Origin of the sequence: Shinella sedimenti (genome assembly GCF_022601905.1) — a bacterium.
Classification (GTDB): Bacteria; Pseudomonadota; Alphaproteobacteria; order Rhizobiales; family Rhizobiaceae; genus Shinella; species Shinella sedimenti.
The window spans coordinates 241,010-266,681 of the sequence record NZ_JAKVIN010000003.1 but is presented as its reverse complement, the minus strand read 5'-3'; the positions used below and the strand labels follow the sequence as shown (position 1 = coordinate 266,681).

General features: G+C 63.6%; 28 protein-coding genes. 13 read left to right on the top strand and 15 right to left on the bottom strand.

The window, feature by feature from the left end; translation table 11 throughout:
- Positions 1 to 108 precede the first annotated feature (108 nt).
- Together MKI86_RS08690 and MKI86_RS08685 are read left to right on the top strand one after the other, a co-directional pair.
- Complete coding sequence (locus MKI86_RS08690) at positions 109 to 690, top strand: IMPACT family protein (RefSeq protein WP_241599960.1); 582 nt, start codon at positions 109 to 111, stop codon at positions 688 to 690.
- A 257-nt stretch (positions 691 to 947) separates the two neighbouring features.
- On the top strand, positions 948 to 1,607 hold the full coding sequence (locus MKI86_RS08685; RefSeq protein WP_160870173.1) for a peroxiredoxin: 660 nt from the start codon (positions 948 to 950) through the stop codon (positions 1,605 to 1,607).
- Positions 1,608 to 1,688: 81 nt separating this feature from the next.
- On the opposite strand, the gene MKI86_RS08680 is transcribed toward MKI86_RS08685, so the two are convergent.
- Both MKI86_RS08680 and MKI86_RS08675 read right to left on the bottom strand, forming a co-directional pair.
- Positions 1,689 to 2,306 carry a transglutaminase-like cysteine peptidase gene (locus MKI86_RS08680; RefSeq protein ID WP_241599958.1) on the bottom strand — a complete coding sequence of 206 codons (618 nt, stop codon included), beginning with the start codon at positions 2,304 to 2,306 and terminating at the stop codon, positions 1,689 to 1,691.
- Positions 2,307 to 2,421: 115 nt separating this feature from the next.
- Positions 2,422 to 3,240: an alpha/beta hydrolase gene (locus tag MKI86_RS08675; RefSeq protein WP_241599955.1), complete on the bottom strand. Its 819-nt coding sequence runs from the start codon at positions 3,238 to 3,240 to the stop codon at positions 2,422 to 2,424.
- Between the two features lie 237 nt (positions 3,241 to 3,477).
- On the opposite strand from MKI86_RS08675, the gene infC reads away from it, so the two are divergent.
- The 6 genes from infC to pheT all read left to right on the top strand — a co-directional run bounded on the left by infC (position 3,478) and on the right by pheT (position 9,370).
- Positions 3,478 to 4,014, top strand: a complete 537-nt coding sequence (gene infC / locus MKI86_RS08670) for a translation initiation factor IF-3 (RefSeq protein ID WP_241600696.1) — start codon at positions 3,478 to 3,480, stop codon at positions 4,012 to 4,014.
- 229 nt (positions 4,015 to 4,243) lie between these two features.
- Positions 4,244 to 4,447, top strand: coding sequence for a 50S ribosomal protein L35 (rpmI, locus tag MKI86_RS08665; RefSeq protein ID WP_134647921.1), 204 nt, complete (start codon positions 4,244 to 4,246; stop codon positions 4,445 to 4,447).
- Between the two features lie 39 nt (positions 4,448 to 4,486).
- Complete coding sequence (gene rplT, locus MKI86_RS08660; protein WP_069060325.1) at positions 4,487 to 4,891, top strand: 50S ribosomal protein L20; 405 nt, start codon at positions 4,487 to 4,489, stop codon at positions 4,889 to 4,891.
- Positions 4,892 to 4,977: 86 nt separating this feature from the next.
- Positions 4,978 to 5,841, top strand: coding sequence for a lipopolysaccharide kinase InaA family protein (locus MKI86_RS08655; RefSeq protein ID WP_241599954.1), 864 nt, complete (start codon positions 4,978 to 4,980; stop codon positions 5,839 to 5,841).
- Positions 5,834 to 6,919, top strand: a complete 1,086-nt coding sequence (pheS, locus tag MKI86_RS08650) for a phenylalanine--tRNA ligase subunit alpha (protein ID WP_241599952.1) — start codon at positions 5,834 to 5,836, stop codon at positions 6,917 to 6,919. The genes MKI86_RS08655 and pheS overlap by 8 nt, the downstream gene beginning before the upstream one ends.
- Before the next feature lie 24 nt (positions 6,920 to 6,943).
- Entirely contained in the window at positions 6,944 to 9,370 is a 2,427-nt protein-coding gene (gene pheT, locus MKI86_RS08645; RefSeq protein WP_241599949.1) for a phenylalanine--tRNA ligase subunit beta, read from the top strand.
- Between the two features lie 265 nt (positions 9,371 to 9,635).
- Here pheT and mbfA read toward each other — a convergent pair whose 3' ends face one another.
- The gene (gene mbfA / locus MKI86_RS08640; RefSeq protein ID WP_241599947.1) at positions 9,636 to 10,619 is read right to left on the bottom strand and encodes an iron exporter MbfA; all 984 of its coding nucleotides are present in this window, start codon (positions 10,617 to 10,619) and stop codon (positions 9,636 to 9,638) included.
- Positions 10,620 to 10,738: 119 nt separating this feature from the next.
- On the opposite strand from mbfA, the gene MKI86_RS08635 reads away from it, so the two are divergent.
- Together MKI86_RS08635 and MKI86_RS08630 are read left to right on the top strand one after the other, a co-directional pair.
- Positions 10,739 to 11,563 carry a C40 family peptidase gene (locus MKI86_RS08635; protein ID WP_241599944.1) on the top strand — a complete coding sequence of 275 codons (825 nt, stop codon included), beginning with the start codon at positions 10,739 to 10,741 and terminating at the stop codon, positions 11,561 to 11,563.
- A gap of 58 nt (positions 11,564 to 11,621) precedes the next feature.
- The gene (locus tag MKI86_RS08630) at positions 11,622 to 12,089 is read left to right on the top strand and encodes a group III truncated hemoglobin (protein WP_241600694.1); all 468 of its coding nucleotides are present in this window, start codon (positions 11,622 to 11,624) and stop codon (positions 12,087 to 12,089) included.
- Positions 12,090 to 12,095: 6 nt separating this feature from the next.
- Here MKI86_RS08630 and MKI86_RS08625 read toward each other — a convergent pair whose 3' ends face one another.
- The 3 genes from MKI86_RS08625 to MKI86_RS08615 all read right to left on the bottom strand — a co-directional run bounded on the left by MKI86_RS08625 (position 12,096) and on the right by MKI86_RS08615 (position 14,331).
- On the bottom strand, positions 12,096 to 12,761 hold the full coding sequence (locus tag MKI86_RS08625) for a YiaD family glycine zipper/OmpA-like lipoprotein (RefSeq protein ID WP_241599942.1): 666 nt from the start codon (positions 12,759 to 12,761) through the stop codon (positions 12,096 to 12,098).
- 114 nt (positions 12,762 to 12,875) lie between these two features.
- Positions 12,876 to 13,748 carry a methylated-DNA--[protein]-cysteine S-methyltransferase gene (locus MKI86_RS08620; protein WP_241599940.1) on the bottom strand — a complete coding sequence of 291 codons (873 nt, stop codon included), beginning with the start codon at positions 13,746 to 13,748 and terminating at the stop codon, positions 12,876 to 12,878.
- Between the two features lie 67 nt (positions 13,749 to 13,815).
- Positions 13,816 to 14,331: a DUF2244 domain-containing protein gene (locus MKI86_RS08615; protein ID WP_241599937.1), complete on the bottom strand. Its 516-nt coding sequence runs from the start codon at positions 14,329 to 14,331 to the stop codon at positions 13,816 to 13,818.
- Positions 14,332 to 14,353: 22 nt separating this feature from the next.
- On the opposite strand from MKI86_RS08615, the gene nth reads away from it, so the two are divergent.
- Positions 14,354 to 15,118 carry an endonuclease III gene (nth, locus tag MKI86_RS08610; protein ID WP_241599935.1) on the top strand — a complete coding sequence of 255 codons (765 nt, stop codon included), beginning with the start codon at positions 14,354 to 14,356 and terminating at the stop codon, positions 15,116 to 15,118.
- Positions 15,119 to 15,133: 15 nt separating this feature from the next.
- Here nth and MKI86_RS08605 read toward each other — a convergent pair whose 3' ends face one another.
- The 9 genes from MKI86_RS08605 to MKI86_RS08565 form a co-directional block, all read right to left on the bottom strand.
- Positions 15,134 to 16,447 (bottom strand): aspartate aminotransferase family protein, encoded by a 1,314-nt coding sequence (locus MKI86_RS08605; RefSeq protein ID WP_241599933.1) that lies wholly within the window; start codon positions 16,445 to 16,447, stop codon positions 15,134 to 15,136.
- A gap of 11 nt (positions 16,448 to 16,458) precedes the next feature.
- Positions 16,459 to 17,130, bottom strand: coding sequence for a cysteine hydrolase family protein (locus tag MKI86_RS08600; RefSeq protein WP_241599931.1), 672 nt, complete (start codon positions 17,128 to 17,130; stop codon positions 16,459 to 16,461).
- Positions 17,127 to 18,155 carry a branched-chain amino acid ABC transporter permease gene (locus MKI86_RS08595; protein WP_241599930.1) on the bottom strand — a complete coding sequence of 343 codons (1,029 nt, stop codon included), beginning with the start codon at positions 18,153 to 18,155 and terminating at the stop codon, positions 17,127 to 17,129. The genes MKI86_RS08600 and MKI86_RS08595 overlap by 4 nt, the downstream gene beginning before the upstream one ends.
- Before the next feature lie 12 nt (positions 18,156 to 18,167).
- Entirely contained in the window at positions 18,168 to 19,058 is an 891-nt protein-coding gene (locus tag MKI86_RS08590) for a branched-chain amino acid ABC transporter permease (RefSeq protein ID WP_241599928.1), read from the bottom strand.
- A gap of 3 nt (positions 19,059 to 19,061) precedes the next feature.
- Complete coding sequence (locus MKI86_RS08585) at positions 19,062 to 19,769, bottom strand: ABC transporter ATP-binding protein (RefSeq protein WP_241599926.1); 708 nt, start codon at positions 19,767 to 19,769, stop codon at positions 19,062 to 19,064.
- Positions 19,762 to 20,496 carry an ABC transporter ATP-binding protein gene (locus tag MKI86_RS08580; RefSeq protein WP_241599924.1) on the bottom strand — a complete coding sequence of 245 codons (735 nt, stop codon included), beginning with the start codon at positions 20,494 to 20,496 and terminating at the stop codon, positions 19,762 to 19,764. The genes MKI86_RS08585 and MKI86_RS08580 overlap by 8 nt, the downstream gene beginning before the upstream one ends.
- A gap of 52 nt (positions 20,497 to 20,548) precedes the next feature.
- The gene (locus MKI86_RS08575) at positions 20,549 to 21,724 is read right to left on the bottom strand and encodes an ABC transporter substrate-binding protein (RefSeq protein WP_241599922.1); all 1,176 of its coding nucleotides are present in this window, start codon (positions 21,722 to 21,724) and stop codon (positions 20,549 to 20,551) included.
- A gap of 123 nt (positions 21,725 to 21,847) precedes the next feature.
- A complete protein-coding gene (locus MKI86_RS08570; RefSeq protein ID WP_241599920.1) occupies positions 21,848 to 22,498 on the bottom strand; it encodes a cysteine hydrolase family protein in 651 nt (216 codons plus the stop codon).
- Positions 22,488 to 23,303 (bottom strand): N-formylglutamate amidohydrolase, encoded by an 816-nt coding sequence (locus MKI86_RS08565; RefSeq protein WP_241599919.1) that lies wholly within the window; start codon positions 23,301 to 23,303, stop codon positions 22,488 to 22,490. Before MKI86_RS08565 ends, MKI86_RS08570 begins: the two co-directional genes overlap by 11 nt.
- A 156-nt stretch (positions 23,304 to 23,459) precedes the next feature.
- Here MKI86_RS08565 and MKI86_RS08560 point away from each other — a divergent pair, with 156 nt between their 5' ends.
- Together MKI86_RS08560 and MKI86_RS08555 are read left to right on the top strand one after the other, a co-directional pair.
- Complete coding sequence (locus MKI86_RS08560) at positions 23,460 to 24,362, top strand: MurR/RpiR family transcriptional regulator (RefSeq protein WP_241599917.1); 903 nt, start codon at positions 23,460 to 23,462, stop codon at positions 24,360 to 24,362.
- Positions 24,352 to 25,665 (top strand): type I glutamate--ammonia ligase, encoded by a 1,314-nt coding sequence (locus MKI86_RS08555; RefSeq protein ID WP_241599915.1) that lies wholly within the window; start codon positions 24,352 to 24,354, stop codon positions 25,663 to 25,665. The genes MKI86_RS08560 and MKI86_RS08555 overlap by 11 nt, the downstream gene beginning before the upstream one ends.
- Positions 25,666 to 25,672: the final 7 nt, after the last annotated feature.

The window sequence follows — 25,672 nt, the reverse complement described above, 5'->3', positions numbered from 1 at the left end:
AAAAACGTGGCGGCTGTCAATAGTCCATAAAATTTGTAATCTATTCAGCCCTTGATGCCGCCTGCCGCCAAGCGTTACGAGACGGCGAACGCCACCGGAAACCACCGTTTGTACACTCTGGACCAGACCGAACGCTTCGAGCAGGACATCCGCAAGAGCCGGTTCCTCGCGGTTGCCTGCCCGGTCGACACCGAGGCGGAAGCGAAGGCGCGGCTAGCCGAGGTTTCCGATCCTTCCGCCAACCACAATTGCTGGGCCTGGCGCATCGGCCAGGCCTACCGCTTCAGCGACGACGGCGAACCGAGCGGCACGGCCGGAAAGCCCATTCTCCAGGCGATCGACGGACAGGCGCTGGACCGCACTCTGGTCGTGGTGACGCGCTGGTTCGGCGGCATCCTTCTCGGCAGCGGCGGCCTCATCCGCGCCTATGGCGGCACGGCGTCGCTCTGCCTGCGCGCGGCTGCCAAGACGGAATATGTCGAACGCGCTGCCCTTGCTGTCTCGCTCGGCTTCTCCGATCTTGCGCTCGTCAAGGCCCGGCTTGCCGCCCTGCCGGGGGTCCTGATGGACGATGAAGTGTTTCATGAGAGCGGCGCAACGCTTCTCTTCCGTGTCCCGGCCGAACAGGCCGAGGAAACGAGTCGCCTCGTCATCGACCTGACGAGCGGCCGGGCCGAATTTGACGCCTGAGCGCCATCTGATCCAAAAGGCAAAATAAAATCGCCTTTCCACCGAAGGCTAGCCTGGTGGAAAGGTTTGGCGCGTCGGCCGTGTCTCGCCGAAAGCCTTCTTCCAACCACTTGAAATGACGAAAAGTTCCGGCCCCTGGCACGGCCAGAATGACGTGATACCGCTATAGGCAATCGCGATTTTTCGGTCTATCTACCGCCACGGTTACACTTTCGCGGGCCTGCGCCTGCGATCCCGCAAGACAAAGAGGACGAGACATGAGCCTTCGCATCAACGATATCGCTCCGGACTTCACCGCCGAAACCACTGCCGGCACCATCAATTTCCATGAGTGGATCGGCGACGGCTGGGCGGTTCTCTTCTCGCACCCGAAGAATTTCACGCCCGTCTGCACCACCGAACTGGGCGCAATGGCCGGCATCGAGGGCGAATTCCGCAAGCGCGGCGTCAAGATCATCGGCATCTCCGTCGATCCGGTCGAAAGCCATGCGAAGTGGAAGGCCGATATCCGCACCGCCACCGGCTTTGACGTGGATTATCCGCTGATCGGTGACAAGGATCTCGCCGTCGCCAAGCTTTATGACATGCTGCCCGCCGCGGCCGGCGAGAGCTCGGAAGGCCGCACGCCCGCCGACAACGCCACGGTCCGCTCGGTCTTCGTCATCGGTCCCGACAAGAAGATCAAGCTGATCCTCACCTACCCGATGACGACGGGCCGCAACTTCCCCGAAATCCTGCGCGCCATCGATTCGATCCAGCTCACCAGCAAGCACCAGGTCGCCACCCCGGCCAACTGGCAGCAGGGCGACGACGTCATCATCACCGCCGCTGTCTCGAACGAGGATGCCATCGCGCGCTTCGGCTCCTTCGACACCGTGCTGCCCTACCTGCGTAAAACTAAGCAGCCGGCCGCCTGATATCGGGCCGTCACCGCAATACGAAAAACCCCGCCTGAACGGCGGGGTTTTTCTTTTCGGGATACTTTGAAACGAACGGTCTTACTGGCCGACCGACGAGACCATGACGGCGTCGCCGTTTTCGATGGAGACCCAGCGGCCGGCGTGGAACGAGGCCTGACGCTTCAGATAGCGGTAGGACGTCTCGGTCCAGAGCTTCACGTCGTTGTTGAGATTGTCGAGGATGAAATCGCCCTGCGTGGTGCGCAGGGTCAGAACGGCATGCCCCTCGCCATCGGGCTTGCGCACCACGGTGATCAGCAGGTCCCCCGCCGCGAAACCCTTTTCCATGAGCATGCGGCGCTTGAGGAGCACGAAGTCCTCGCAGTCACCGGCGTCGCCGGGATAGGTCCAGAACTCGTCCTTGCCGTAGAGTTCCTTGTCCGTCATCGGCGTGATGTCGCGGTTGACGCGGGCATTGATCTGGCGGACCGTCGCCCAACCGAACTCCGTGACCTTGGCGGGCGCCTGGTTACGCGCGCCGGCGCGGCATTCGGATTTGTGGCTCTGACAGAATTCGTAATGGCCGATCGGCTGGGAGGTTACGCCGCCTGTCTTCATGGAGAGCGCCGATGCCGGCGCCGTAAAGGCCGAGGAAGAAGAAACGAGAAGCGCCAGAAACGCCGCAGTCCCAGCCTTTGCACCAATCATTCGTGCCATGAACCGTCCCCTTATCGTTAATAAAGAGTTAACGGTCAGTCGGCCCTCTCGTCAATCATCAGAATTGGCGATGCTGGAATATGGTTAAGATGTGACCGGCGCGACACGCCGGCGGCTATTGCCCGCGTGCCAGCGTTTCGGCAGCCTCCAGGATCTTGGCGATATCCTGCGGCCGCGACAGGCGGTGGTCGCCATCACGTATCATCGTCAGGACGACATCATCGCCGGACAGATGCTCCATCAGGCGTACGGCATGGGAATAGGGCACATCAGGGTCCGCCATGCCCTGCAGGATATGGACCGGGCAGCCGGTCTCGATGGCGCCCGTCAGAACGCGGTTCTTCCTGCCGTCCTCTATAAGCTTGAGCGTGTAGATGTTCGGATCGGGGCCATAGGGTGTCGGCTCCTCGAACTGGCCGCGCTCTGCCAGCGCCGTCCGCTCGGTGTCTGTCAGGTTCGGCTCTATCAGTTCCGAGGTGAAATCCGGCGCCGGCGCGATCAGCACGAGGCCGGTGATCTCGATGTCACTCTGCCGGGCAAGCTCGGCGACGGCGCGCAGCGCGATCCAGCCGCCCATCGACGAGCCGACGAGAACGATGCGCCGGGCACCGATGGCGCCGGCCGCGTGCCTTATGGCCGCCAGCGATTCCTCCAGCCAGCGCGAAATCGTGCCGTCGACGAAGGCGCCGCCGGATGCGCCGTGGCCGGAATAGTCGAAGCGCAGGCAGCCGGTGCCGAGGCGGGCGGCAAGGCCGGCGAGCTCGACAGCCTTGGTGCCGGACATGTCCGACCGGTAGCCGCCGAGCCAGACGAAGTGCGCGAGGCCGTTGCCCGCAGCGGGCGACTGGAGGGCTATGGCGATGTGTCGTTCCGCTTCACCGGTGCCGACCGTGATGAATTCCGCCGCCTGCCCATTGTCGTTCGTGCCCGTCATGCCTATCTCCCGTTCTTGCGCCCCGGCTGCGAAAAACCACCCCCGAAACCGGCCCTTGCGCCAGACCTAGACCAGATTCGCAAGCGCAAGGACAGGTGGTGATTTTTTCCACGCGCCGTGCTATTGACTTCATAAGCGCGATCAACACATTGCCGAGAAAACGCCGGCAGGCGGGCAAATGTCCTGGTCGACGCGCAGATTCATACCCTTTCGAAACAGTTCGAGGAGAACACGACCATTCGCAGACCATTCAAAGCGGAAGCCCCCGTCAAGGACGGGCCGCGTTCCAACAGGGAAATTCGGGTTCCCCGCGTCCAGCTCATCGATGCCGAAGGCCAGAACCACGGCACCGTCCCCACCGATCAGGCGCTCCGTATGGCTGAAGAGGCCGGCCTCGATCTCGTGGAGATCGCGCCGAACTCCGAACCGCCCGTCTGCAAGATCCTTGACCTCGGCAAGCTGAAATACGCCAACCAGAAGAAGGCTGCCGAAGCGCGCAAGAAGCAGAAGATCGTCGAGATCAAAGAAATCAAGATGCGCCCGAACATCGACACGCACGACTATGACGTGAAGATGAAGGCGATGAACCGCTTCTTCGAAGAAGGCGACAAGGTGAAGGTGACGCTCAAGTTCCGCGGCCGTGAAATGGCCCACCAGGAACTTGGCATGAAGCTTCTCCAGCAGGTCAAGGAAGACACGCTGACGATCGCAAAGGTCGAAGCCGAGCCGAAGCTCGAGGGACGCCAGATGATGATGGTGCTCGCCCCGCGGTGAGCCCCTTCCTCGGCGCGCCGCGCTGAACGGATCAAAGCCGCCCTCCGGGGCGGCTTTTCCATTTCTGCGCCGCCGGACCCGCAGCATGAGCGGATTCCGGTTGCGCTTTTAAAGGACATCGGTTACAAGCCGCCGTCCGAACGGTCCGGCAGGGCATGCCGTGGCCGTTCTTTACGCTGGAGCCGTGCATCGTCACGCGGCTCGAATTCAAGAAGAATGGAGTAGCAAAATGCCCAAGATGAAGACGAAATCGTCTGCCAAGAAGCGGTTCAAGATCACCGCATCGGGCAAGGTCCTGGCCGCCGCAGCCGGCAAGCGCCACGGCATGATCAAGCGTACCAACAAGTTCATTCGCGACGCGCGCGGCACCATGGTGCTGGCCGAAGCCGATGGCAAGAAGGTCATCAAGAACTACCTGCCGAACGGTCTCTAAGACTTCTCGAGCAATTTGATACGTTAAGGAGATCATGACATGGCACGTGTAAAACGCGGCGTCACCTCGCACGCCAAGCACAAGAAGACGCTGAAGGCAGCCAAGGGTTTCTACGGCCGCCGCAAGAACACCATCCGCGCCGCCAAGGCTGCGGTTGATCGTTCGAAGCAGTTCGCCTACCGCGACCGCAAGGTCAACAAGCGCAACTTCCGCGCTCTCTGGATCCAGCGCATCAACGCTGCCGTCCGCGAGCATGGCCTGACCTATGGCCGCTTCATCGACGGCCTAAACAAGGCTGGCATCGAAGTTGACCGCAAGGTCCTGTCCGACATGGCGATCCATGAGACCGAAGCTTTCGGCGCGCTCGTCGCTGCCTCCAAGAAGGCTCTGGAATACCTCAAGGACGCCGGCACGAAGAACGAGTTTGAGGCCGCCGTAAACTAACCGGCGCTCACAACCACTTTCATTCGTTGTGAAACCCGCGCCGGGGAACCGGTGCGGGTTTTTCTTTGGACCGCAGGATTCTAACCATGGATGGCAGGCATACCGCGCTCGGCAATATCCCCCATATGACCGATGGGGACATCGAGATGCTGCTTGCCGCGCTGACCCGCGAGACACGCCGGGTAGAGCGCGTCGACCTGTCGTTCGGCGCCGTCTGGATCAAGCGTTACGGCACGGAACGGCCGCCCATCTGGACGAAGGCACAGACGAGCTTGGCGAACCTGTTCCGCCTGCCCTTCCTGCGCCCCTCCCCCGCGCTCGACAGCAAGGGCATGATCGCCCGTGAGATCCGCCGCATCGAGACTTTCGCCGCTCACGGCGTACCGGTGCCGCAGGTGCTTTACGCCTCCGGCAATGCGCTGGTGCTGTCCGACGTCGCGCCGACCGTGACGGCGCGCCTGGATGCCTTGCGCGACACCGACCCCGCCGCCCACGATGCGCTGCTCGTGCGATGCGCCGCCGATCTCGGCGCACTGCACGCCAAGGGCCTGTGCCACGGCCGGCCCCACCCCCGCGATTTCTTCGTGGCGGGCGATGGCATCGGCTTCATGGATTTCGAGGAAGAGCCGGAGGCCGCAATGCCGCTTGCCGATGCGCAGGCCCGCGACCTGTGGCTGCTGTTTCTCCAGCTGACGGATCGCGCCTGTCTGGGCGAAGCGACGGCGCGGCAGGCCTATGCCGCGTGGCGCGCCGCCGCACCGCCTGAAACCGAGGCGGCGCTTGCGACGATGATGCGGTTCCTGGCCAAGTTTTTGTCGCCGACCCGATTGATCGGGCGCGTTCACATGGGTAGTGATCTGCGGCGCTTCCTCGCCGCAACCGGCTATCTGTCCGAGGTTCTCCTGGCCCCTCGCGCGGCCGATGCAAGCAAAGCAGGTAAAGATGACTGAACTCGAAACACTGGAATCCGGGCTTCTGGCCGATGTCGCCGCCGCCTCCGACGAAGCGGCTATCGAAGCCGTGCGCGTGGCCGCACTTGGCAAGAAGGGCTCCGTCTCCGAACTCCTGAAGACGCTCGGCACCATGTCTCCGGAAGAGCGCCAGACGCGCGGCGCGGCCATCAACGCGTTGAAAACCCGTGTGACCGACGCGATCAACGAGCGCAAGACAGCGCTACGTGACGCAGCCATCGATGCCCGCCTCAAGGCCGAGACCGTCGATGTAAGTCTGCCGGTCCGCTCATCGCCCGCCGAGCGCGGCCGCATCCACCCGATCAGCCAGATCGTCGACGAGATCACCGCCATCTTCGGCGACATGGGCTTTTCGATTGCCGAGGGCCCCGATGTCGAGACCGACTACTACAATTTCACGGCGCTGAACTTCCCCGAGGGCCACCCGGCCCGCGAGATGCATGACACGTTCTTCTTCCCGGTGGACGAGAACGGCGATCGCAAGGTGCTGCGCACGCACACCTCGCCCGTGCAGATCCGCACGATGGAAGCGCAAAAGCCGCCGATCCGCATCATCATCCCCGGCAAGACCTACCGCCAGGACAGTGACGCGACCCATTCCCCGATGTTCCACCAGGTCGAAGGCCTGGTTGTCGACAGGAAGGCGAATGTCGCCAACATGCGCTGGGTGCTGGAAGAGTTCTGCAAGGCCTTCTTCGAGGTGGACAGCGTCACCATGCGCTTCCGCCCGTCGTTCTTCCCCTTCACTGAACCGTCCTTCGAGGTGGATATCCAGTGCGACCGCTCGTCGGGCCCGATCGTCAAGTTCGGCGAAGGCACCGACTGGATGGAAATCCTCGGCTGCGGCATGGTTCACCCGAACGTGCTGCGCGCCGGCGGTCTCGACCCGGACGAATACCAGGGCTTTGCCTGGGGCATGGGCCTCGACCGCATCGCCATGCTGAAATATGGCATGCCCGACCTGCGCGACTTCTTCAACGCCGATGTCCGCTGGCTCAGCCACTACGGTTTCCGTCCGCTCGACATGCCGACTTTGTTCGGCGGCCTGAGCGCGTAACCGGCATCCAAGGAGAAACTAACCATGAAATTCACGCTCTCCTGGCTGAAGGACCACCTCGACACCGATGCCTCGCTCGACGAAATCTGCGAGAAGCTGACGGCGATCGGCCTTGAAGTGGAAGATGTCGACGACAAGGCGGCGTTCAAGCCCTTTGTCATCGCCAAGGTCGTTTCGGCTGAACAGCATCCCAACGCCGACAAGCTGCGCGTGCTGATGGTCGATACCGGCAAGGGCGATCCGATCCAGGTCGTCTGCGGTGCGCCGAACGCGCGCGCCGGCCTCATCGGCGCCTTCGCCGCGCCCGGCACCTATGTTCCAGGCATCGATGTCACGCTTTCCGTCGGCAACATCCGCGGCGTCGAAAGCCGCGGCATGATGTGCTCGGAAAAGGAACTTGAGATTTCCGACAACCACGACGGCATCATCGAGCTTCCGGCGGATGCGCCTGTGGGTCAGAGCTATGCCGGCTATGCCGGCCTTGACGATCCGGTCATCGAGATCAATCTGACGCCGAACCGTCCGGACTGCACGAGCATCTACGGCATCGCCCGCGACCTCGCCGCTGCCGGCCTCGGCACCCTCAAGACACCGAAGGCACCGTCCTTCAAGGTCGAAGGCGAGACGCCGGTCAAGGTGAAGCTGGAGCTTGGCGGTAATGACTATCTGTGCCCCGGCTTTGCGCTGCGCCTCGTGCGCGGCGTCAAGAACGGGCCAAGCCCGCGCTGGATGCAGCAGCGGCTCATCGCCATCGGCCTTCGCCCGATCAACGCGCTCGTCGACATTACCAACTACATGACCTTCGACCAGGGCCGTCCGCTGCACGTCTTCGACGCCGCCAAGGTGAAGGGCGACCTCGTCGTGCGCCGTGCCACAGAGGGTGAGAAGGTACTGGCGCTCGATACCCGCGAATACACCCTGAATCCGGCTAACGTCGTCATCGCCGACGACAACGGCGTCGAGTCCATCGGCGGCATCATGGGCGGCGAGCATTCGGGCTGCGATGAAAACACTGTGGATGTGCTGATCGAATCGGCCCTCTGGGATCCGATGAACATCGCCAAGACCGGCCGTTCGCACGGCATCATCACCGATGCCCGCTATCGCTTCGAGCGCGGCGTGGACCCGGAATACATGGTACCCGGCCTCGAGCGCGCCACCGAACTGGTGCTGGAACTGTGCGGCGGCGCGCCGGCCAGGACCGATGTCGTCGGTTACAAGGGCTACGCCGCCAAGGTCGTGGACTTCCCCTTCTCGGAAGTGAAGCGCCTGACGGGCCTCGACGTCTCGGAAGCCGAAAGCACCAACATCCTCACCCGTCTCGGCTTCACCGTGACCGGCGCGGGCGAGCGTGTTTCGGTCGCCGTCCCCTCCTGGCGCCCGGATGTCGATGGCAAGGCGGACCTTGTCGAAGAGGTCATGCGCATGCACGGCGTCGACAACATCAAACCGGCGCCGCTCGAAAGCCATGCCGCGGTCAACGGCCGCATCCTGACCACGCTGCAGATCCGCACGCGCCTCGCCAAGCGGGCGCTTGCCGCACGCGGCATGCTGGAAGCCGTCACCTGGTCCTTCATTCCGAAGGCCCATGCCGAGCTGTTCGGCGGCGGCGCGCCGTCGCTGGCGCTGTCGAATCCGATCGCATCGGATATGTCTGACATGCGCCCCTCGCTGCTGCCGGGCCTGCTCGCAGCCGCCCAGCGCAATGCCGACAAGGGTTACGGGGACGTCGCACTGTTCGAAGTCTCCGGTACCTATGAGAACGACCGCCCCGAAGGCCAGCGCCGCTTGGCCGGCGGTGTGCGGCGCGGCACGGCGACGCTCGCCGGTTCCGGCCGCCTCTGGTCGAATGCCGCCAAGGGCGGCGGCAAGCCGGTCGATGTCTTCGACGCAAAGGCCGACGCTCTTGCCGTGATCGAGGCCTGCGGCCTGCCGATGGGCAATGTGCAGATCGAGCCGGGCGCGCCGGGCTGGTACCATCCGGGCCGATCGGGAACCATCAAGATGGGTCCGAAGATCGTGCTCGGCTATTTCGGAGAATTCCATCCGAAGACCCTCGGCGCGCTCGACGTCTCCGGCGCACTTTGCGGCTTCGAGATCTTTGTCGATGCCATGCCGGAACCGAAGAAGAAGGCGACGCGCACCAAGCCCGCACTCGACCTCTCGCCGTTCCAGGCCGTGAAGCGCGACTTTGCCTTCGTCGTCGACAAGACGGTGGAAGCGGGCGCCATCGTGCGCGCCGCGACGGGCGCCGATCGCAAGCTGATCGCCGCGGTCAATGTCTTCGACGTGTTCGAGGGCGCTTCGCTTGGCGAGGGCAAAAAGTCCGTCGCCATCGAGGTCGTCATCCAGCCGGTCGACAAGACGCTGACGGACGAGGATTTCGAGGCGCTGACGACAAGGATCGTCGGCAATGTGGTGAAAACCACCGGCGGCACGTTGCGCGCCTGATGACGACAAAAAGGGGCGGCGACGCCCCGTTTTGCTTTTTCATGAACGGTGGTCGCGTTTTGTGAACGCTCTATCGCCGTTTTCGGCATTGCAGTCTGGTTAACGACCGCTTAATTGCCTCGCAGGGAGGTAAATTGAGGTCGAAATGGATTCTGTAGCCAATCTTCTGCCGCTCGCCCTGATGGCCTTCGGCGTTTATCTCTTCTACCGCTGGGTCGTGCGCGACATGAACCGGACGACGCGCCGCTAAAGGCGGCTCTTGTCCCTATGCATTTCCAATAAGGATACCGGCTGCCAGAACGAGACTGCCGCCCAGCACCACCTGCATCGCCGCGCGCAGGAACGGGGTCTCCATATAACGGTTCTGAATGAAGGCGATGGTCCACAACTCCACGAACACCACCAGGACGGCAATGCTCGTCGCCAACATGAAGTTCGGGATAAGGTAGGGCAGCGCGTGGCCGAGGCCGCCCAGCGCCGTCATGATGCCTGAGGCCAAGCCGCGCTTGATCGGCGAACCACGTCCCGACAATTTGCCGTCGTCATGGGCGGCTTCCGTGAAGCCCATCGAAATACCCGCACCGACGGATGCCGACAGGCCGACAAGGAAGGTCTGCCAGGTGTCCTGCGTGGCGAAGGCGGCGGCGAATATCGGCGCAAGCGTCGAGACCGATCCGTCCATCAGCCCGGCCAGGCCGGGCTGCACGTAGGTGAGGATGAATTGCCGGCGTGCCGTCTGGTCTTCCTGCGTCTTCACATCGGCCGGCGTGTGCTGTTCGCCGAGCCGCCGCGCAAGCGATTCATGCGACTTCTCCGCCAGCGCCAGATCGCCCAGCAGCTTGCGCGTGGCGGCATCCTGCGTGCGGGCGGCCGCCGTCAGGTAGAATTGATGCGCGGATGCCTCCATGGCTTCCGCCTGCGCGCGGATGGCGTCCAGCGACATGTTGCCGATCAACCAGTCCGGCTTGCGCTCCGGGAAGTCGCGCACGAATTCGCGACGTACCAGTGGGATGCGGTCGCCGAAGCGGGAGATGTGACGATCGATTAGCATCTGGCGGTGATGGCTTTCCTCGGCCGACATCTCCTCGAAGACGCGGGCCGAGTGAGGATAGGCTTCCCGCAGGGCATCGGCATAGGCGAGGTAAATGCGCCCGTCATCCTCTTCCGAGGAGATGGCGAGTGCCAGGATTTCCTGCTCGCTGAGCGATTCGAGACTGCGTTTTCCAGGGCGGAGGAGACGGGAGAACATCGGCGGCCATTCCAGTTTAGAATTATTCTAAATATAGGACTTGCCATATCGGCGTCAAGCTCGACATGCGGTCAGCCCAGGGGCTAGAGTGGCGCCGGTATGACAGTAAGGGACGAGACGTGACCGCCGGGTTGAAGCCGCTTTCCACAAGCCGCGACACGCTGCTCGATCGTCTCGGCCGCCATGTCGCCGACCGGCTTCAAAGCCAGACATCAGGCTATGAGCCCTACACGCCTTCCGATCCCGAAACGCTGTCGCGCACGCTGCACCCCGGCGACGTGCTTCTGGTCGAGGGCAACCAGAAGGTCTCGGCGGCGATCAAGTATCTGACACAGTCGACCTGGTCCCATGCGGCGCTCTTCGTCGGCGACGAGATTCCGCTGACGCTCGACCAGGCGGCGCGGCCGGCGATGGAACGGCCGCAGCTTATCGAGGTCAATATCGGCGAAGGCTGCGTGGCGGTGCCGCTCACCAAGTACCGAACCTACAACACGCGCATCTGTCGCCCGGTGGGGCTGACGCCCGACGACCGCGATACGCTGGTCGGCTTCATGGTCTCGCGTCTCGGGCTCAAATACGACCTGAAGAACATCACCGACATGCTGCGCTATTTCCTGCCGACGCCGCCCGTGCCGGTGCGCTGGCGTCGCCGCATGATCGCCTTCGGCTCGGGAGATCCGACGCGGGCGATCTGCTCGACGCTGATCGCACAGGCATTCGAATCGATCCGCTATCCGATCCTGCCGGAGGTCACGCGGGCGCCAGGCCGGGCGGCGGCGACCTCACCCTATTCCAGGGAAGAAATCCTGCATATCCGCCATCACTCGCTCTATACGCCGCGCGACTTCGACCTCTCCCCCTATTTCGAGATCGTGAAGCCGACATTGAAATATGGTTTCGATTACAAACGGCTGGAATGGGCGCCGGGACGCGAAGGCCCCTGAACCTTCTGCGGCGATCGGCCGGATTGCGAAGGTCGCGCGCCGCACCTATCTTGCCGGCATGACAGAGCAAAAACCCGACCGCCAGTCCCATTTCGCCGCCATCCGGGCCCGCGCGGAAACCGAAATGCACGCCCTTGGCATCACCGCCGATTTCATTCCGCTGCTGGTAGATACGTTCTATGGCCGCGTGCGGGCTCATCCGGAGCTTGGCCCGGTCTTCGACGGACGGCTTGCCGGTCGCTGGCCGGAGCATATGGAAAAGATGAACCGTTTCTGGTCTGCCGTCGCCTTCAAGGACGGCGGCTATGGCGGCAAGCCTGTCATGGCGCATCAGGGCGTTGCGGGCATGAACCCGCCGCTGTTCCAGACCTGGCTCGGCCTGTTCTCCGCCACGCTCGACGACATCGCGCCCTCGCCCGAGGCGAAGGCCTGGTTCATGGCGACGGCCGAGCGAATCGCAAAGAGCCTGGTGCTCTCGCTCTTCTACAACCCGGCCGACGACGATCCGGCGCTCAGGCGCGCCTGACGCCCTTTAACCCTGACGAAGCGGGGAGATCGAGATTTCGACGCGACGGTTTTGCGCGCGGCCCATTTCCGATGCGTTGGAGGCGATCGGACGTGTGAGGCCGTAGCCCATGGCCGACATGCGGCGGGGATCGACGCCGCGTGCGGCCAGGTAGTTGGCCACCGAATTGGCGCGGCGTTCGGACAGATCCTGATTGTAACGGGCATTGCCGACAGAGTCGGTATGGCCGTCGACGTCGATCAGCGTCTTGTCGAACTTGCGAAGCACGGTCGCAACCGAATCGAGCGTCGGGTAGAACGGCGGGATGACCTGATCCTGGTCCGTCGAGAAAGTGACGTTCGAGGGCATGTTCAGGATGATGCGGTCGCCGTTGCGCGTGACCGAGACGCCGGTGCCCTGGAGCTGCGCACGCAGCTCGGACTCCTGCGTGTCCATGTAATTGCCGATGGCACCGCCGGCCAGCGCGCCGATACCGGCGCCGATCAGGGCCGCGTTGCGGCGTTGCACCGGATTGTTGCCGACGAGGAGGCCGGCAACGGCGCCCATGCCGGCGCCAATGGCCGCACCGCCCGCTGTGTTGGAAACCTTCTGCTCGCCCGTATAGGGATCGGTCGTCGTGCAGGCGGAAAGATAAGTCGCGGCAAGTGCGACAAGCAGAGCCTTTTTGTACATGTGGGTCCCCGGAGACTTCGATGATTCTGCTTCAACCTAACGATTGCGGCGGGAACATGAAAGAGGGACGGCCGTCGCGCCATTTCGGGTAGACATCGCCCTTCGCGGTCGCCGTCAGGCCCGGCCCGATTCCCAGCCGAGCATCGCGCGCTTGCGTGTCAGGCCCCAGTGATAGCCGGTCAGGGCGCCGCTCTTGCCGAGCGCGCGGTGGCAGGGCACGACGAAAGAGATCGGGTTGCGGCCCACCGCGGCACCGACGGCGCGCGAGGCTGTCGGCTGGCCGAGCTTTTCGGCAATCGACGAATAGGTGACGGCGCAACCCATCGGGATACGCAGCAGCGCCTCCCAGACGCGAACCTGGAAATCAGAACCGATCAGCACGACCCGCAGCGGCTCCTCCGGGTTCCAGCGCGCGGGATCGAAGATGCGGGCCGCATAGGCCGCCGTTGCCTCGGTATCCTCGACATAATGGGCATTCGGCCAGCGGGACGACATATCCTCGAAGGCATCTGTGCCGCCCGCCTGGTCGGTGAAGGCAAGGCCGGCAAGTCCGCGGTCGGTGATCATTACGAGCGCTGTGCCGAAGGGCGACGGATGCAGGCCGTAGCGGATCGTCAGCCCCGCGCCCCGCGCCTTCCACTCGCCCGGCGACATGGCTTCATGCGTGACGAAGAGGTCGTGCAGCCGTCCGGGGCCGGACAGGCCGACTTCGAAGCTCGTTTCGAGCAGCGGCAGCGCCTCCTGGCGCAGCAGGCGCTTGGCATGATCGAGTGTCACAGCCTGGAGAAAGGCCTTGGGCGAAAGGCCCGCCCAGCGCGTGAAGGTCTTCTGCAGCTGGCTCGGCGACTGGCCGAGACGGGCGGCAATGTCTTCCAGACCCGGCTGTTGACGGTAGTCCTCGGTGATCATCTCGATGACCTGTCGGACGGTTGCGTAGTCCTGGCCATCGGGGGTGATATCGGCTTGCAAGGTCGCGGCAATGTTCATGGTCTTCTCCTGTGCCGCCAGAAAAGCACGCCGCCGGCGTGGCTGCCACCCGTTTCCTGCCGACCCGTCAATAACCGCGCTTCACGCGGGCAAGCGCACCCGAAAAGGCCGAGGCGAAGCGCTCGCGGTCATCGAGCGGCAGGAACGTGCCGACATCGGTCTCGCGCCCGTTGCCGCGCACATGCATGGCCGTGATGCCGATCTTCGGTTTGCGGGAAACGAGGAAGCGCGCCCAGAACGGGTTGAAGGCATATTGCGTTTCGCGACCGGACGCGCTGATCTTGCGGATGGAGATGCTGGTGCGTGACAGCGACACCAGTTCGCGCGCCTTCGCCGCCCGGTTGTTGAGCCAGAAGGCGCCGAAGAGAACGAGGAAATCGAGGCCGAAGAACAGGGCGACCGGCCACGCGCCCGAAATCAGGAAGACGGCCACATGCGCAAGGCTGAGAACGCCGGCGATGAGGAAGAAGATGCGATGCCCGTGGCGGCCGAGCGAACGATAAGGATGAAGCTCGGCCGAGAAGACCGGGCGCTCGTTCATGCTCATGTCGGCCATGCTCGTGTCGGCGTTGCCTTGTGTCATGACGCATGACTATAGAAGCATCATGGAAAACGGAAAGATCAAAAAATCGAGAGCCCCCGCCCCTGTCCGCCGCAAAGTGTCCGCACGGCCGAAGAGCCTTTATTCGCAGGATGACCTGCGCGAAATATTCCGCCGCTTTTCCATCCAGCGGCCTGAGCCGAAGGGTGAACTCGAGCATGTGAACCCGTTCACGCTGGTGGTTGCCGTCGCACTCTCCGCGCAGGCCACCGATGCCGGCGTCAACAAGGCGACACGCGCGCTCTTCCAGGTGGCCGACACGCCGCAGAAGATGCTGGCGCTGGGTGAGGAAAAGCTGCGCGAATACATCAAGACGATCGGTCTCTATCGCAACAAGGCCAAGAACGTGATCGCGCTCAGCCAGATGCTGATAGATCGCTTCGGCGGCGACGTGCCGCGCACCCGCGAGGAGCTGGTGATGCTGCCGGGTGTGGGACGCAAGACGGCCAATGTCGTGCTGTCCATGGCTTTCGGGCAATCGACCATGGCGGTCGACACGCATATCTTCCGCATCGCCAACCGCCTGCGCCTTGCGCCCGGCAAGACGCCCGACGAGGTGGAGGACAAGCTCGTTCGTCTCATCCCGGACGAGTATCTCTACCACGCCCATCACTGGCTGATCCTGCACGGACGTTACTGTTGCAAGGCGCGCAAGCCCGAATGCGAGCGCTGCGTCATCGCTGATCTGTGCAAGGCTCCTGAAAAGACCTGCGACGTTCCGGCCCCGCTCGTCGAACTGCCGCCCCAGCTATACGGCCCCACGCCTTAATCGCAGAGAGGGACGCTACCAGCCCGAGAAATCCGCAAGCAAGGTGTCGTCAACCCGCCCCGCAGCGACATCCGCGAGGGCCTGGTCGAGAATGGCGAGGCCTTCGCGCGCCTCGCTCTCCGTCAGCGTGAGCGGCGGCGTGAATTCCAGCACATTCGACCGCACACCGACATAATAGAGCACAAGGCCAAGCTGGAAGGCGCGGTAGACCGTAAGGGCGGTCTCCCGCATTGCAGGCGCGCGGCTGGCGCGATCGCCGACCAGTTCCACGCCGAGCGCAAGGCCATGCCCGCGGACATCGCCGATCAAGGCGTGGCGCCGGGAGAGCGCATCCAGACCGTCGCGCAGCACGCGACCGGTTCTGGCGGCATTCTCGGTCAGGCGTTCGCGCTGGATGGTCTCCAGCACGGCAAGTGCGGCCGCCGCGCAGACCGGATTGCCGTGCACGGTCTGGAGCGAGAATGCCACAGCGTGATTCATGATCGCTTCCGGCCCGACGACGGCGGAGATCGGCAAACCGCCGCCAAGGCCCTTGCCGAAGACGACGATGTCGGGTTCGATGCCGGAATGTTCGAAGGCGTTGAAGCGCCCCGAGCGGCCAAGCCCCACCTTCACCTCGTCCGAGATGATGAGGATGCCGTGCCTGCGGCAACGCTCCTCGACGGCCCTGAAGAAACCGTCCGGCGGCACCAGCATGCCGCCGTCGGACTGGATGGGTTCGATGAAGAAGGCTGCGATCTCGTCCGGCGCGATTTCTGTTTCGAAAAGCTTGTCGAGATAAGCAAGGGCCGCCTCGCTCGCGGCCTGCGGCGTATCCGCAGCATAGCTGTTGGGATAGGGAACGAGCGTCAGGCCGTCAGCGCGGGCGCCCTGTTGCGCCGGGTGCCCCGAGACCGCCATGGAGCCGACCGTGCCGCCGTGATAGGCGCCGTCGAAGGCGAGAATGCGGGACCGGCCGGTTGCCGCGATCACCATGCGCGCGACGGTCTCGTTGGCATCAGAGCCGGAATGGCCGAACCAGACGCGGCCGCGCGCCTGCTCCGGCACGAGCGACAAGAGCTTTTCGGCAAGCAGGACGCAGGCTTCGTTCGCCGACGAAAGGTAGCTCGCTCCCGCCTGATCGGAGAGCGCACGGTCGACCGCAGCCCGCACCGCCGGGTGGGAATGCCCGAGGCTCGCGGCACCCCAGGATGCGGCGAAATCGAGAAGCCGCCGTCCGTCGTCTGCCGTGAGATACGCACCGCTTCCCCCGACGACCGCCTGCGGGAAGAACCGCAGATGCGCCATGCAGGAAACCGACTGACGTTCACGCGCATAGAGGCCGGACATGGGCTTTCCCTTTACTTCTTGAAGAAGGTCAGGACCTCGTCGAGCTGCACGACGTGGCAGTAGATCATGTTGATGATCTCAAGCTCGCGCTTGTGCAGTTCGTCGGTCGCGGCCGCGCCGCAATCGTCCACGACGACCACGCCGAAGCTCTCGTCGGCAAGGCTGCGCACGGTCGAGGAGACGCACTGGTCAGTGAAGATGCCGCAGCAGATGACATCCTTGATGCCCATATTGTGCAGGATGAGGCGCAGGTTCGTGCCGGTCAGGGCGCTGTCCGTCGTCTTGGTGATGACGATCTCGTCCGCGCGCGGCTCGAGTTCCGGCACGACCTGCCCTTCCGGCAGGTCCTTGGGCAGCAGCAGGTAGTTGAAGCCGGGCTTCTTCTGGCTGAGCGAGCGGTCGCGGCCATCGGGCTTCAGGCAGGCGATGCGCGCGAAGATCACCTCCACCTTGCGCTTGCGGCACTCGTCGATCAGGCGCGCCGTGTTGGGAATGACCGTCTGGCGCATGCGGTCGTAGAACGGCTGCCAGCGCGCGGTTTCCTCGGGCGTATCCTTGGGATCGAGATAGGTGTTCTGGATGTCGATGACGAGCAGTGCCGTCGTTTCCGGATCGAGCACGATATCGTCGGGCTCTTCGGCATTCGCATAGTAGAAGGAGCGATAGGCGGTTTTCCAGGTCATGCGGTCTTCTCCTTCTTTTGGCGGCTGCGGGTGAGGATGTGGCCGATCTCGCGGTTCGGGAAGAGACCGCCCGGCCGGACGATCATGACCGCGATCATCGCGAGCGCGAGCACGATCTCCGTCAGGCCGATGACCTGGCCGGAACCTGAGGACCCGGCATTGAGCGCCGCTTCCGTGCCGCGCAGCCCCTCATAGGCGACTGTGATGAGGACCGTGCCGGCAACCGCGCCGGTGACGGTGTTGGCGCCGCCGATCACCAGCATGGTGATGATGAGGAAGGTTTCCTTGAGGTAGAAGGCCTTGGGCGCGAAGGACGTGATGAAATGCCCCCACAGCGCACCGCCGATACCGGCGATGAAGGCCGCCAGGATGAAGGCGCGCCAGCGCAGGTGCGGAATGTTCGCGCCAAGCGCGGCCGCAGCGACCTCGTCTTCGCGCGAGGCGCGCAACAGCTTGCCTGTGCGCGATTCCTTGAAGGCGAGCGCAACCACCACCACGGCGGCGGCGACAACCGCGGCAATCGGCATCTCCGTCGTCTTGGGCAGGCCGAACAGCGTGCGCGGACCGTTGGTGAGCGCGCTCCAGTTGTTCATGACCGTGTAGAGCACGACGAGGAGTGCGAAGGAGGTGATGACGGCGGCCGCATCCGAAAGCCGCATCAGAGGATAGGCGACGACGGCGGCAACGAGGGCCGCGACCACGCCGGCGGCCAGCATGGCGAGCATCGGCGAGATTTCAACGACCTTCATGAACTCATAGAGATCCGGCAGTGCCATGCCCTTCATCTGCGCCGGGATCGTCAGCACCGCCGACGTGTAGGCGCCGAGCCCCATGAAGCCGATATGGGCGAAGGATAGCAGGCCGGAATTGCCCATGAAGGTTTGCAGGCCGACGACCAGAACAAGCGAAATCAGGAGGTTCGTAGCGATGCGGTCGTAAAGCCTGATGCCGAGCATCTGGCTGCCGACGGCAATCACGGCGATGACGGCGATCAGGATGAGGGCGGTGAGATAGGAATGTTTCATGGGTTCCGCTCCTCAGGTCCGCTGGCCGCTGGCCGGACCCTTGATGAGGCCCTCGGGCCGCCAAAGCAGGATCAGGATCACAAGGCTGAAGGTGAAGGCATCGCGGAACTTCAGGAGGTCCTGCGACAGGGTGTAGTTGAGCGTGGTGTCGATCAGCGCCAGAAGGAAGCCGCCGACCACCGCACCCGGCAGGCTGCGCATTCCGCCGATGACGGTGGCGATGAAGGCCACGAGCAGCGGCTCGAGACCGACGCCGGGCACGACCGTGCCGATACGCCCGATCCACAGCAGCCCGACGACGCCGGCTAGGAAACCCGACAGCGCGAAAGCCGACGAGATGATCAGGTTGGCCGGGACGCCCAGCATGCGTGCCATGGTGAAGTTCGTGGCGGCCGCGCGCATCGCGATGCCGAGCGTCGTCTTGCGCATCAGGAAGGCGACGGCGGCCAACAGCACGATGGAGGCGGCGATGGTGATGAGATTGCGCACCGGCGTGATTGCCCCGCCGATCGAGACCGTCTGCGAGAAGATGTCTGGCAGCGGCACATTGCGCGGACGCGGCGAGATGAAGAGCAGTGCCGCGTTCTGCAACAGGTTCGAGAAAGCGAAGGAGGTGATCAGCACCGCCGTCACCGATTTCGCGCGTACCGGACGGAAGGCGATGTAGTCCGTGAGGATACCGAAGACGACCGCCATCGCAACGGCGAGAACCGCCATGAGCAGCCAGGGCAGACCGGAGCCGCTCGTCAGGAACATGGTATAGCCGGCGACCATGATGAGTTCGCCATAGGCGAAATTCACCAGCCGCAGGATGCCGTAGATGATGACAAGGCCGAGCGCCATCAGCGCATAGGCGCCGCCGAGGCTGAGCACGTCGATGAGGAACTGGATCGCGAAAGCCATGGATCAGCCTCCCAGATAATGTGCGCTGAGATCGCTGGTGGAGCGGATCTCGTCTGCCGTGCCGGACGCGACGATCGCGCCAAGTCGCATGACATAGGCACGATCGGCGACGGCGAGCGCCTGGTTCACGTTCTGCTCGACGAGCAGGATGGTCAGGCCGGATTTCTTCAGGGTCTCGATCATCTCGAAGATGCGTTCGACGATGGCGGGTGCCAGACCCAGGGAGGGTTCGTCGAGAAGCAGCACGCTCGGGCGCGCCATGAGCGCGCGGGCGATGACCAGCATCTGCTGTTCGCCGCCGGACAGCGTGCCCGCCGCTTGCGAGGCGCGTTCGGCGAGGCGCGGAAAGAGCGTGTGCAGCCTGTCGAGGTTCTCGCGGTTGCCGGCGTGGTCGCGGCGATGGATGTAGGCGCCCAGCATCAGGTTCTCGGCGACCGTCAGGTCCGGAAAGACGTCACGGGTTTCCGGTACGGTGGCAAGGCCCGCACGGATGACCTGCTCGGGATTGGCCGAGGTGATGTCTTTGCCTTCGAGCGTGACTGCGCCGCCGGAGGTCTTCATCGCGCCGGCGATCGCCTTGATGGTGGAGGACTTTCCCGCGCCGTTTGCGCCGAGCAGGCTGACGAGTTCGCCCTTGCCCACGGTGAAGCTGATGCCGCGCACGGCGCGGATCGTGCCATAGCTGACGGAGAGGTCGCGCACATCAAGCATGGGCCGCCCCCTTGCCGAGATAGGCTTCCACAACGGCCGGATGACTGCGCACGTGGGCGGCGTCTCCTTCGGCGATGGTGCGGCCGGAGGCCAGGACGTGCAGGCGGTGGCAGAGTCGCATGATGAGACCCATGTCATGGTCGATGATGATGAGGCCGAGGCCTCGGGTCTTCGGCAGCTCGGACAATGTGTGCAGCAATGTCTCTGTCTCGGTATCGTTCATGCCGGCGGCCGGTTCGTCGAGCAGCAGGAAGCGCGGCTCGGCGGCCAGCGCACGGGCGATCTCGACGCGACGCTTGTCGCCGTAGCTCAGGCTCTCGCCAAGCTCGTCCGCCTTGTCCGTCAGGCCAAGCTCGTCGAGCAGCCTGACCGCGCGCTCGGTGCTGACGGCGCGGGAAACACCCTTGGCGAGGGCCGCGGCCTCCACATTCTCCAGCACCGTCATGCCGTTGAACAGGCGAACGATCTGGAACGAGCGGCTGACGCCGGCCAGCGCAATATCGCGCGGCGACAAACCCGACAGCGTGACGTCGCCGGCGGTGATCGTGCCGCCGGCGAGCTTCACCTGTCCGGTGATCGCATTGATCATCGTCGTCTTGCCGGATCCGTTCGGCCCGATGAGGCCGAGAACCTCGCCGGTGGCGACGGACAGCGAGACATGGTCGAGAGCGCGGAGGCCGGTGAATTCCACCGACACGTCATTTACCGCGAGACGTGCTTCAGACATGGCTTTTCCGAAAAGTATGGGCCGGCTGATGCGCCGGCCCGAACGGCAGGGATCAGGGCTTCGGCAGGGATTCCGGCTTGCGCCAGCCAACGAAGCTCGGCTTGCCGGCCTTGAGTTCGATCACCGCGGCGGCCTTGTTCGGGACGTGTCCCTCTTCGGCCGTGCCGTAGTCAAGTTCGCCGGTGAGCAGCTTGAAATTGCCGTCTTCAAGCGCCTTGGCCAGTGCGGCACCTTCCGTCGTGCCGGCCGCCGTAATGGCCTGAGCGATCATCATGATCGTGTCCCAGCCCGTCGAAACGAAGGAAGTATCCGGGTCCTTGCCGAACATCTCCTTGTAGAGGCCGATGAACTTTTCCATCTCCGGATCGGCGCCTGCGCCCATCCAGGTGTGGGTGACGAAATAGACGTCGTTGCCGAACTTCTCGCCGAGCGCTTCGTGCATGGCCGGATCGTCATAGGCGTCACCGCCGAGAACCGGCGCATCGTAGCCGACTTCACGCAGCGCGCGGATGATCACGCCGATATCCGTGCCGTAGGACGAAACGAAGATGACGTCGGGCTTCTTGCCGAGCGCCTGGAGGCGCGAAAGCTGGGCGGAGAAGTTGTTGTCGCCGTTCGTATAGGTGTCTTCCAGCAGGATTTCGCCGCCGTCAGCCTTGAACTGCTCGACGAAGTACTTGGAGAGCGACTTGGTGTAGGCGATGAACTGGTCGGTGACGACATAAGCCGTCTTCCAGCCCTTTTCCTTAAGCGCGAAATCGGCAGCCGTCGCGCCCATCGTGGTGTTCCACATGGAGAGCGTGAACTGCTTGTCGCCGAGCGACCACGAGGAGTAGAGCGGGTCGGAGGCGCAGGTCGAGATGCCGACGATATCGGCGGACTGCGCCTCGCGGCTGGCCGGCGAGCCAAAATCGAAATCGCAGGGTGCGACGATGACCTGGGCACCCTTGTCGATCAGTTCGACGGCGACGTTGCCGACCGTGACCGGATCGGACTTGCCGTCGATATTGATGAACTCGATCTTCTTGCCGAGCACGCCGCCATTGTCGTTCAGGTATTTGACTGCGACCTGCGCGCCGTTGAAGCCGGGCGTGTCGAGCGGGGCCTGGATACCCGTCATCGAAAGCGCGCCGCCGATGACGATCTTGTCGTCATCGGCAAAGGCGGCGGAGGAGGAAGAGGCAAGCACGAGGCCCGCCGCCAGAAGCAATTTGGATGTTTTCATCATGATCGTTCCCCTTGATGAATGCCTTGCGGCTGTGAATGGCATGCGGTCCGGCCTTTTTCTTGTTTTGTGCGGCCCGCCTGAAAGCTCCTTGGTTGATCCCGTCGCGTAACTGTGCCGGGCCGCTTACTGCCCGATTTCCTTGAGCAGATCGTCGGTCGAAATCTGCCGGCAATAGCCCTTGATCGCATTGATCGAGAAGTCGTGCCGCTCCTGCGAATAGGTGCCGCAGGCATCGGGCACGAGCGTCACGAGGTAATTGAGGTCGCAGGCATCGCGCACCGCTGATTCCACGCACTGGTCGGTCAGGAGACCGCAGAGCACGATCTGCCGTACACCGAGATTGCGCAGGATGTAATCGACATGCGTGGATACAAAGACGCTCGACGAGCTCTTCGGCAGGACGATCTCGTCCTCCAGCGGCTCCAGCTCGTCGATGACCTTGCCGTCCCACGAGCCCTTCGGCACGTTGAAGCCGGTGATCTTGTAATCGAGGCTGCGGTCGCGGCCGTCCTTCGTCAGGCTTTCGATCGTCGTGTGCAGCACTTCGATGCCGGCCTTGCGGAAGCCGGCAAGCAGGCGCTGCATGTTCGGGATGGCGACCTCATGGATGCGCTTGAAATAGTAGCCGTACTTGCCCTCGATATCGGCGTCGGAGACGTCCTTGAACTCGCCGCCGTCACGGCGCACGGAGAAGTTCTGCACGTCGATGAAGAGGATGGCGGACGCGGCCGGATCGAGCGGCAGGTTGCGGGTGGAGGGATGGTCAGCGGCCATCGGAAGATCCTTCAAGGCTTTGGGCTGCGAGGAGAAGCGGGCCGGCAAGGCGCTCGGCCCATGCCTCCTGACCGCTCGCGTCTTGGATGAGGTCGTTGCGCACTTCGATGAGCACATGCGGAATGCCGCGTCGTTCACCGTGCACCGGGATGGTGTAGTCGGAGACATCGTCAACGTGATACGGCGCGTTGAGCTTGACCGTCACGTCGGCATTCGCTGCGCTGAAGGTTTCCGCAAGCCGTTCGGCAAAGCGCGCATCCCTGTTGTAGAGCAGGCCAAGTTCGAAATCGCGGACCGCGCCGGTGGCGCGCATGACGGGCGTGAAGCTGTGCACCGAAACGAGGACAAGCGGCCCGCCAGCCGCCTGCCGCCGTTCCAGCGCAACGGAGATTGCCTCATGCAGAGGCTGGTGGATTTCCACGAAACGGCCGCGCCGCTGGGCGTCGGAAACATTGGCATTGGCCGGAATGAGCGTGCCGTCGCTCTGCTTGAGAACGCAGTCTTCCGCTTCGAACGGGCGGTTGCAGTCGATCACCAGACGGCTGTAGCGCTGGAGGATGAGAGCGGCATCGAGCCGTTCCGCAAGCCGGCGGGCAAGGCCTTCGGCCCCGACATCATAGGCGATGTGCCGGTCCATTTCCGCGGACGCGACACCGAGATCGCCAAGTGCGGCCGGCACGGCGCGGCCGGCATGCTCGCAGGTCAGGAAGATGGACGAACGCCCGGTCGCGTTGATCCATTCCACGGGGTCCGGGTCGCCAGCATTCAGCAATCTGGACATGTCGCTATCTGCAAGACTGAGCATGAAATGGTATCCGTCGAACGTATCGGCTTGGGCCGACACGTGAGCTTCTATGACAGCCAGTCAAAGAAATTTTCCAATCATAGTCAATCCGATTTTTCCATTTGACTAATTTTTTTCATGGCGCAAATATCCGGCCCCAATAACGGGAACACACTTATGAGCGATGGGAAATCGTCGACGACGGTCCGCACGCGGATCCGGGAGGCTGCTGGGCAGCTGACCGCCAGCGAGCGCAAGATCGCCAATGCCATCCTTGCCGACTACCCCTTCACGGGGCTCGAGAACATTCAGGAACTGGCGGCGAAAACCGGCGTCAGCGCGCCCTCGATCACCCGCTTCGTCAGCAAGATCGGCTGCAGCGGCTTCCAGGATCTGCAACGTCAGCTCATCGCCGAGCTGAAGGAAGGGCAGCGATCGCCGCTCGACTTGAAGACGCGGCAAACGCCGGTCGGCCATTCGGAATTCCTGTCGGAATATGTACGGCGCATCGCCTCCGTCACGCAGGAGATGGCGGCAACCGTCTCGCAGGCGCAGTTCGATATCCTCGCCGACCTGATCGCCGATCCTTCGCGCAACATCTTCCTGCTCGGCGGCCGTGTCAGCGACAATGTCGCGTCCTTCCTGTCGATCCATCTGCGGCAGATCCGCAGCGGCATCTACCACATGTCCGACAATCCGGAATTCTGGCCGGAACACGTGTTGCGCATGCGCAAGAAGGATGTCGTGCTGCTGTTCGATTTCCGGCGCTATCAGCTCAGCCTCGCACGCCTTGCCGAAACGATCGCGCAGGCGCGTGGCGCCACCATCGTCGTGATCACCGACAAATGGATGTCGCCGGCCGCCCGCAGCGCCGACCACATCGTCGCCCTGCCGATCGAGGCCGGCACGGCCTGGGATACGGTGGCGGCCGCAATCGTTCTCGTCGAGGCGCTGATCGTGCGCGTCTCCGAGGCCGATTGGGAGGCGACGCAGAAACGCATCAGGGATTGGGACGGCGTACGCTTCTCCATGCCGGGCTACGATCAGGATACGATCAACGGGGACGACGATGAAACGTGAAGAAATGATGGTTGCCTGCTGCGGCGACCTTTCCGGCAAGGTGCGCGGCAAGGCCTTTCCGCTGGCGCAGATGGAAAAGCGCCTGAAGCGCGGCGTGGGCTGGACGCCGACCAATGTCCAGATCACCTGCTTCGACGCCATCGCCGAAAGCCCCTTCGGCTCGCTGGGCGACCTCGTGCTCATTCCCGATCCGGCGACCAGCGTCAGCATCGAAAGCGAGGAAGGCGCGCCGAACGAGAACTTCGTGCTCGGCAACATCCGCTATACCGACGGCAGGCCATGGGAATTCTGCACGCGCTCCATCCTCGAAGGCGCGCTAGAGCGCCTGCAAAGGGTGGCAGGCGTGACGCTCTACGGCGCCTTCGAACATGAATTCCAGATCAAGCATCTGGTGTCAGAGGTCGGCGGCGCCTTCACGCTGGGCGGCTTCCAGCGGGAGCGGCATTTCTGCGAGGCGATCATCGCCGGCATGCGCACGGCCGGCGTGACGCCCGACACGATCCTCAAGGAGTTCGGCGCCGGGCAGTTCGAGGTGACGATGGGCCCGCAAAAGGGCGTGACCATCGCCGACCATTCCATCATCACCCGCGAGATCGTCGGCCTCGTTGCCCGCGAGCTCGGCTACGACCCGACCTTCACGCCGATCCGCGACCCGGCCGGCGTCGGCAATGGCGTGCATGTCCACATGAGCATGCTGGACGCGTCGGGCAATCCCTTGACCTACGATCCCGCTGGCAAGCACGAACTCTCGGATGTCGCGGGCAAGTTCGTCGCCGGCATCCTGAAATATCTCGATTCGATCATCGCGATCACCGCACCGAGCGTCGTTTCCTACCTGCGGCTGACGCCGCATCGCTGGAGTGCTGCCTTCAACAATCTCGGCTTCCGGGACCGTGAAGCGTCGGTGCGCATCTGCCCGGTCTCCGATATCAGCGACATTGCCCGCGCCGCGCAGTTCAACTTCGAATTCCGTGCGGCGGACGGTGCGGCAAACCCGCATCTGGCGCTTGCCGCCATCGTCCATGCCGGCGTGCAGGGCATCGAGGAAGGCCTTGCCGTGCCGGAGGCAACGCAGGAAGATCTTTCGCTTCTCGGCACGGATGCACTTGCCGCCCGTGGCTATGTCCGCCTGCCGCAGACGCTGGAAGCGGCTTTGCAGAGGTTCCGCGGCAACGAGACCGTTTGCGGCTGGTTCCCGGAGGGTTTCGCAGACGTCTATGTCAAGCACAAGGAAGGCGAGATCGCCTATCTCGCGGGCAAGACCCAGGCGGAGATCTGCGCGGCGTACGAAGGCGCCTACTGAGCCGAAC

What these genes read in the sequence shown, in the direction of transcription:
- MKI86_RS08685 (WP_160870173.1), top strand. Translation starts at nt 948, where the DNA reads ATGAGCCTTCGCATCAACGATATCGCTCCGGACTTCACCGCCGAAACC.
- MKI86_RS08680 (WP_241599958.1), bottom strand. Translation starts at nt 2,306, where the DNA reads ATGGCACGAATGATTGGTGCAAAGGCTGGGACTGCGGCGTTTCTGGCG.
- MKI86_RS08675 (WP_241599955.1), bottom strand. Translation starts at nt 3,240, where the DNA reads ATGACGGGCACGAACGACAATGGGCAGGCGGCGGAATTCATCACGGTC.
- rpmI (WP_134647921.1), top strand. Translation starts at nt 4,244, where the DNA reads ATGCCCAAGATGAAGACGAAATCGTCTGCCAAGAAGCGGTTCAAGATC.
- rplT (WP_069060325.1), top strand. Translation starts at nt 4,487, where the DNA reads ATGGCACGTGTAAAACGCGGCGTCACCTCGCACGCCAAGCACAAGAAG.
- MKI86_RS08655 (WP_241599954.1), top strand. Translation starts at nt 4,978, where the DNA reads ATGGATGGCAGGCATACCGCGCTCGGCAATATCCCCCATATGACCGAT.
- pheS (WP_241599952.1), top strand. Translation starts at nt 5,834, where the DNA reads ATGACTGAACTCGAAACACTGGAATCCGGGCTTCTGGCCGATGTCGCC.
- pheT (WP_241599949.1), top strand. Translation starts at nt 6,944, where the DNA reads ATGAAATTCACGCTCTCCTGGCTGAAGGACCACCTCGACACCGATGCC.
- mbfA (WP_241599947.1), bottom strand. Translation starts at nt 10,619, where the DNA reads ATGTTCTCCCGTCTCCTCCGCCCTGGAAAACGCAGTCTCGAATCGCTC.
- MKI86_RS08630 (WP_241600694.1), top strand. Translation starts at nt 11,622, where the DNA reads ATGACAGAGCAAAAACCCGACCGCCAGTCCCATTTCGCCGCCATCCGG.
- MKI86_RS08625 (WP_241599942.1), bottom strand. Translation starts at nt 12,761, where the DNA reads ATGTACAAAAAGGCTCTGCTTGTCGCACTTGCCGCGACTTATCTTTCC.
- MKI86_RS08620 (WP_241599940.1), bottom strand. Translation starts at nt 13,748, where the DNA reads ATGAACATTGCCGCGACCTTGCAAGCCGATATCACCCCCGATGGCCAG.
- MKI86_RS08615 (WP_241599937.1), bottom strand. Translation starts at nt 14,331, where the DNA reads ATGACACAAGGCAACGCCGACACGAGCATGGCCGACATGAGCATGAAC.
- nth (WP_241599935.1), top strand. Translation starts at nt 14,354, where the DNA reads ATGGAAAACGGAAAGATCAAAAAATCGAGAGCCCCCGCCCCTGTCCGC.
- MKI86_RS08605 (WP_241599933.1), bottom strand. Translation starts at nt 16,447, where the DNA reads ATGTCCGGCCTCTATGCGCGTGAACGTCAGTCGGTTTCCTGCATGGCG.
- MKI86_RS08600 (WP_241599931.1), bottom strand. Translation starts at nt 17,130, where the DNA reads ATGACCTGGAAAACCGCCTATCGCTCCTTCTACTATGCGAATGCCGAA.
- MKI86_RS08595 (WP_241599930.1), bottom strand. Translation starts at nt 18,155, where the DNA reads ATGAAACATTCCTATCTCACCGCCCTCATCCTGATCGCCGTCATCGCC.
- MKI86_RS08590 (WP_241599928.1), bottom strand. Translation starts at nt 19,058, where the DNA reads ATGGCTTTCGCGATCCAGTTCCTCATCGACGTGCTCAGCCTCGGCGGC.
- MKI86_RS08585 (WP_241599926.1), bottom strand. Translation starts at nt 19,769, where the DNA reads ATGCTTGATGTGCGCGACCTCTCCGTCAGCTATGGCACGATCCGCGCC.
- MKI86_RS08580 (WP_241599924.1), bottom strand. Translation starts at nt 20,496, where the DNA reads ATGTCTGAAGCACGTCTCGCGGTAAATGACGTGTCGGTGGAATTCACC.
- MKI86_RS08575 (WP_241599922.1), bottom strand. Translation starts at nt 21,724, where the DNA reads ATGATGAAAACATCCAAATTGCTTCTGGCGGCGGGCCTCGTGCTTGCC.
- MKI86_RS08570 (WP_241599920.1), bottom strand. Translation starts at nt 22,498, where the DNA reads ATGGCCGCTGACCATCCCTCCACCCGCAACCTGCCGCTCGATCCGGCC.
- MKI86_RS08565 (WP_241599919.1), bottom strand. Translation starts at nt 23,303, where the DNA reads ATGCTCAGTCTTGCAGATAGCGACATGTCCAGATTGCTGAATGCTGGC.
- MKI86_RS08560 (WP_241599917.1), top strand. Translation starts at nt 23,460, where the DNA reads ATGAGCGATGGGAAATCGTCGACGACGGTCCGCACGCGGATCCGGGAG.
- MKI86_RS08555 (WP_241599915.1), top strand. Translation starts at nt 24,352, where the DNA reads ATGAAACGTGAAGAAATGATGGTTGCCTGCTGCGGCGACCTTTCCGGC.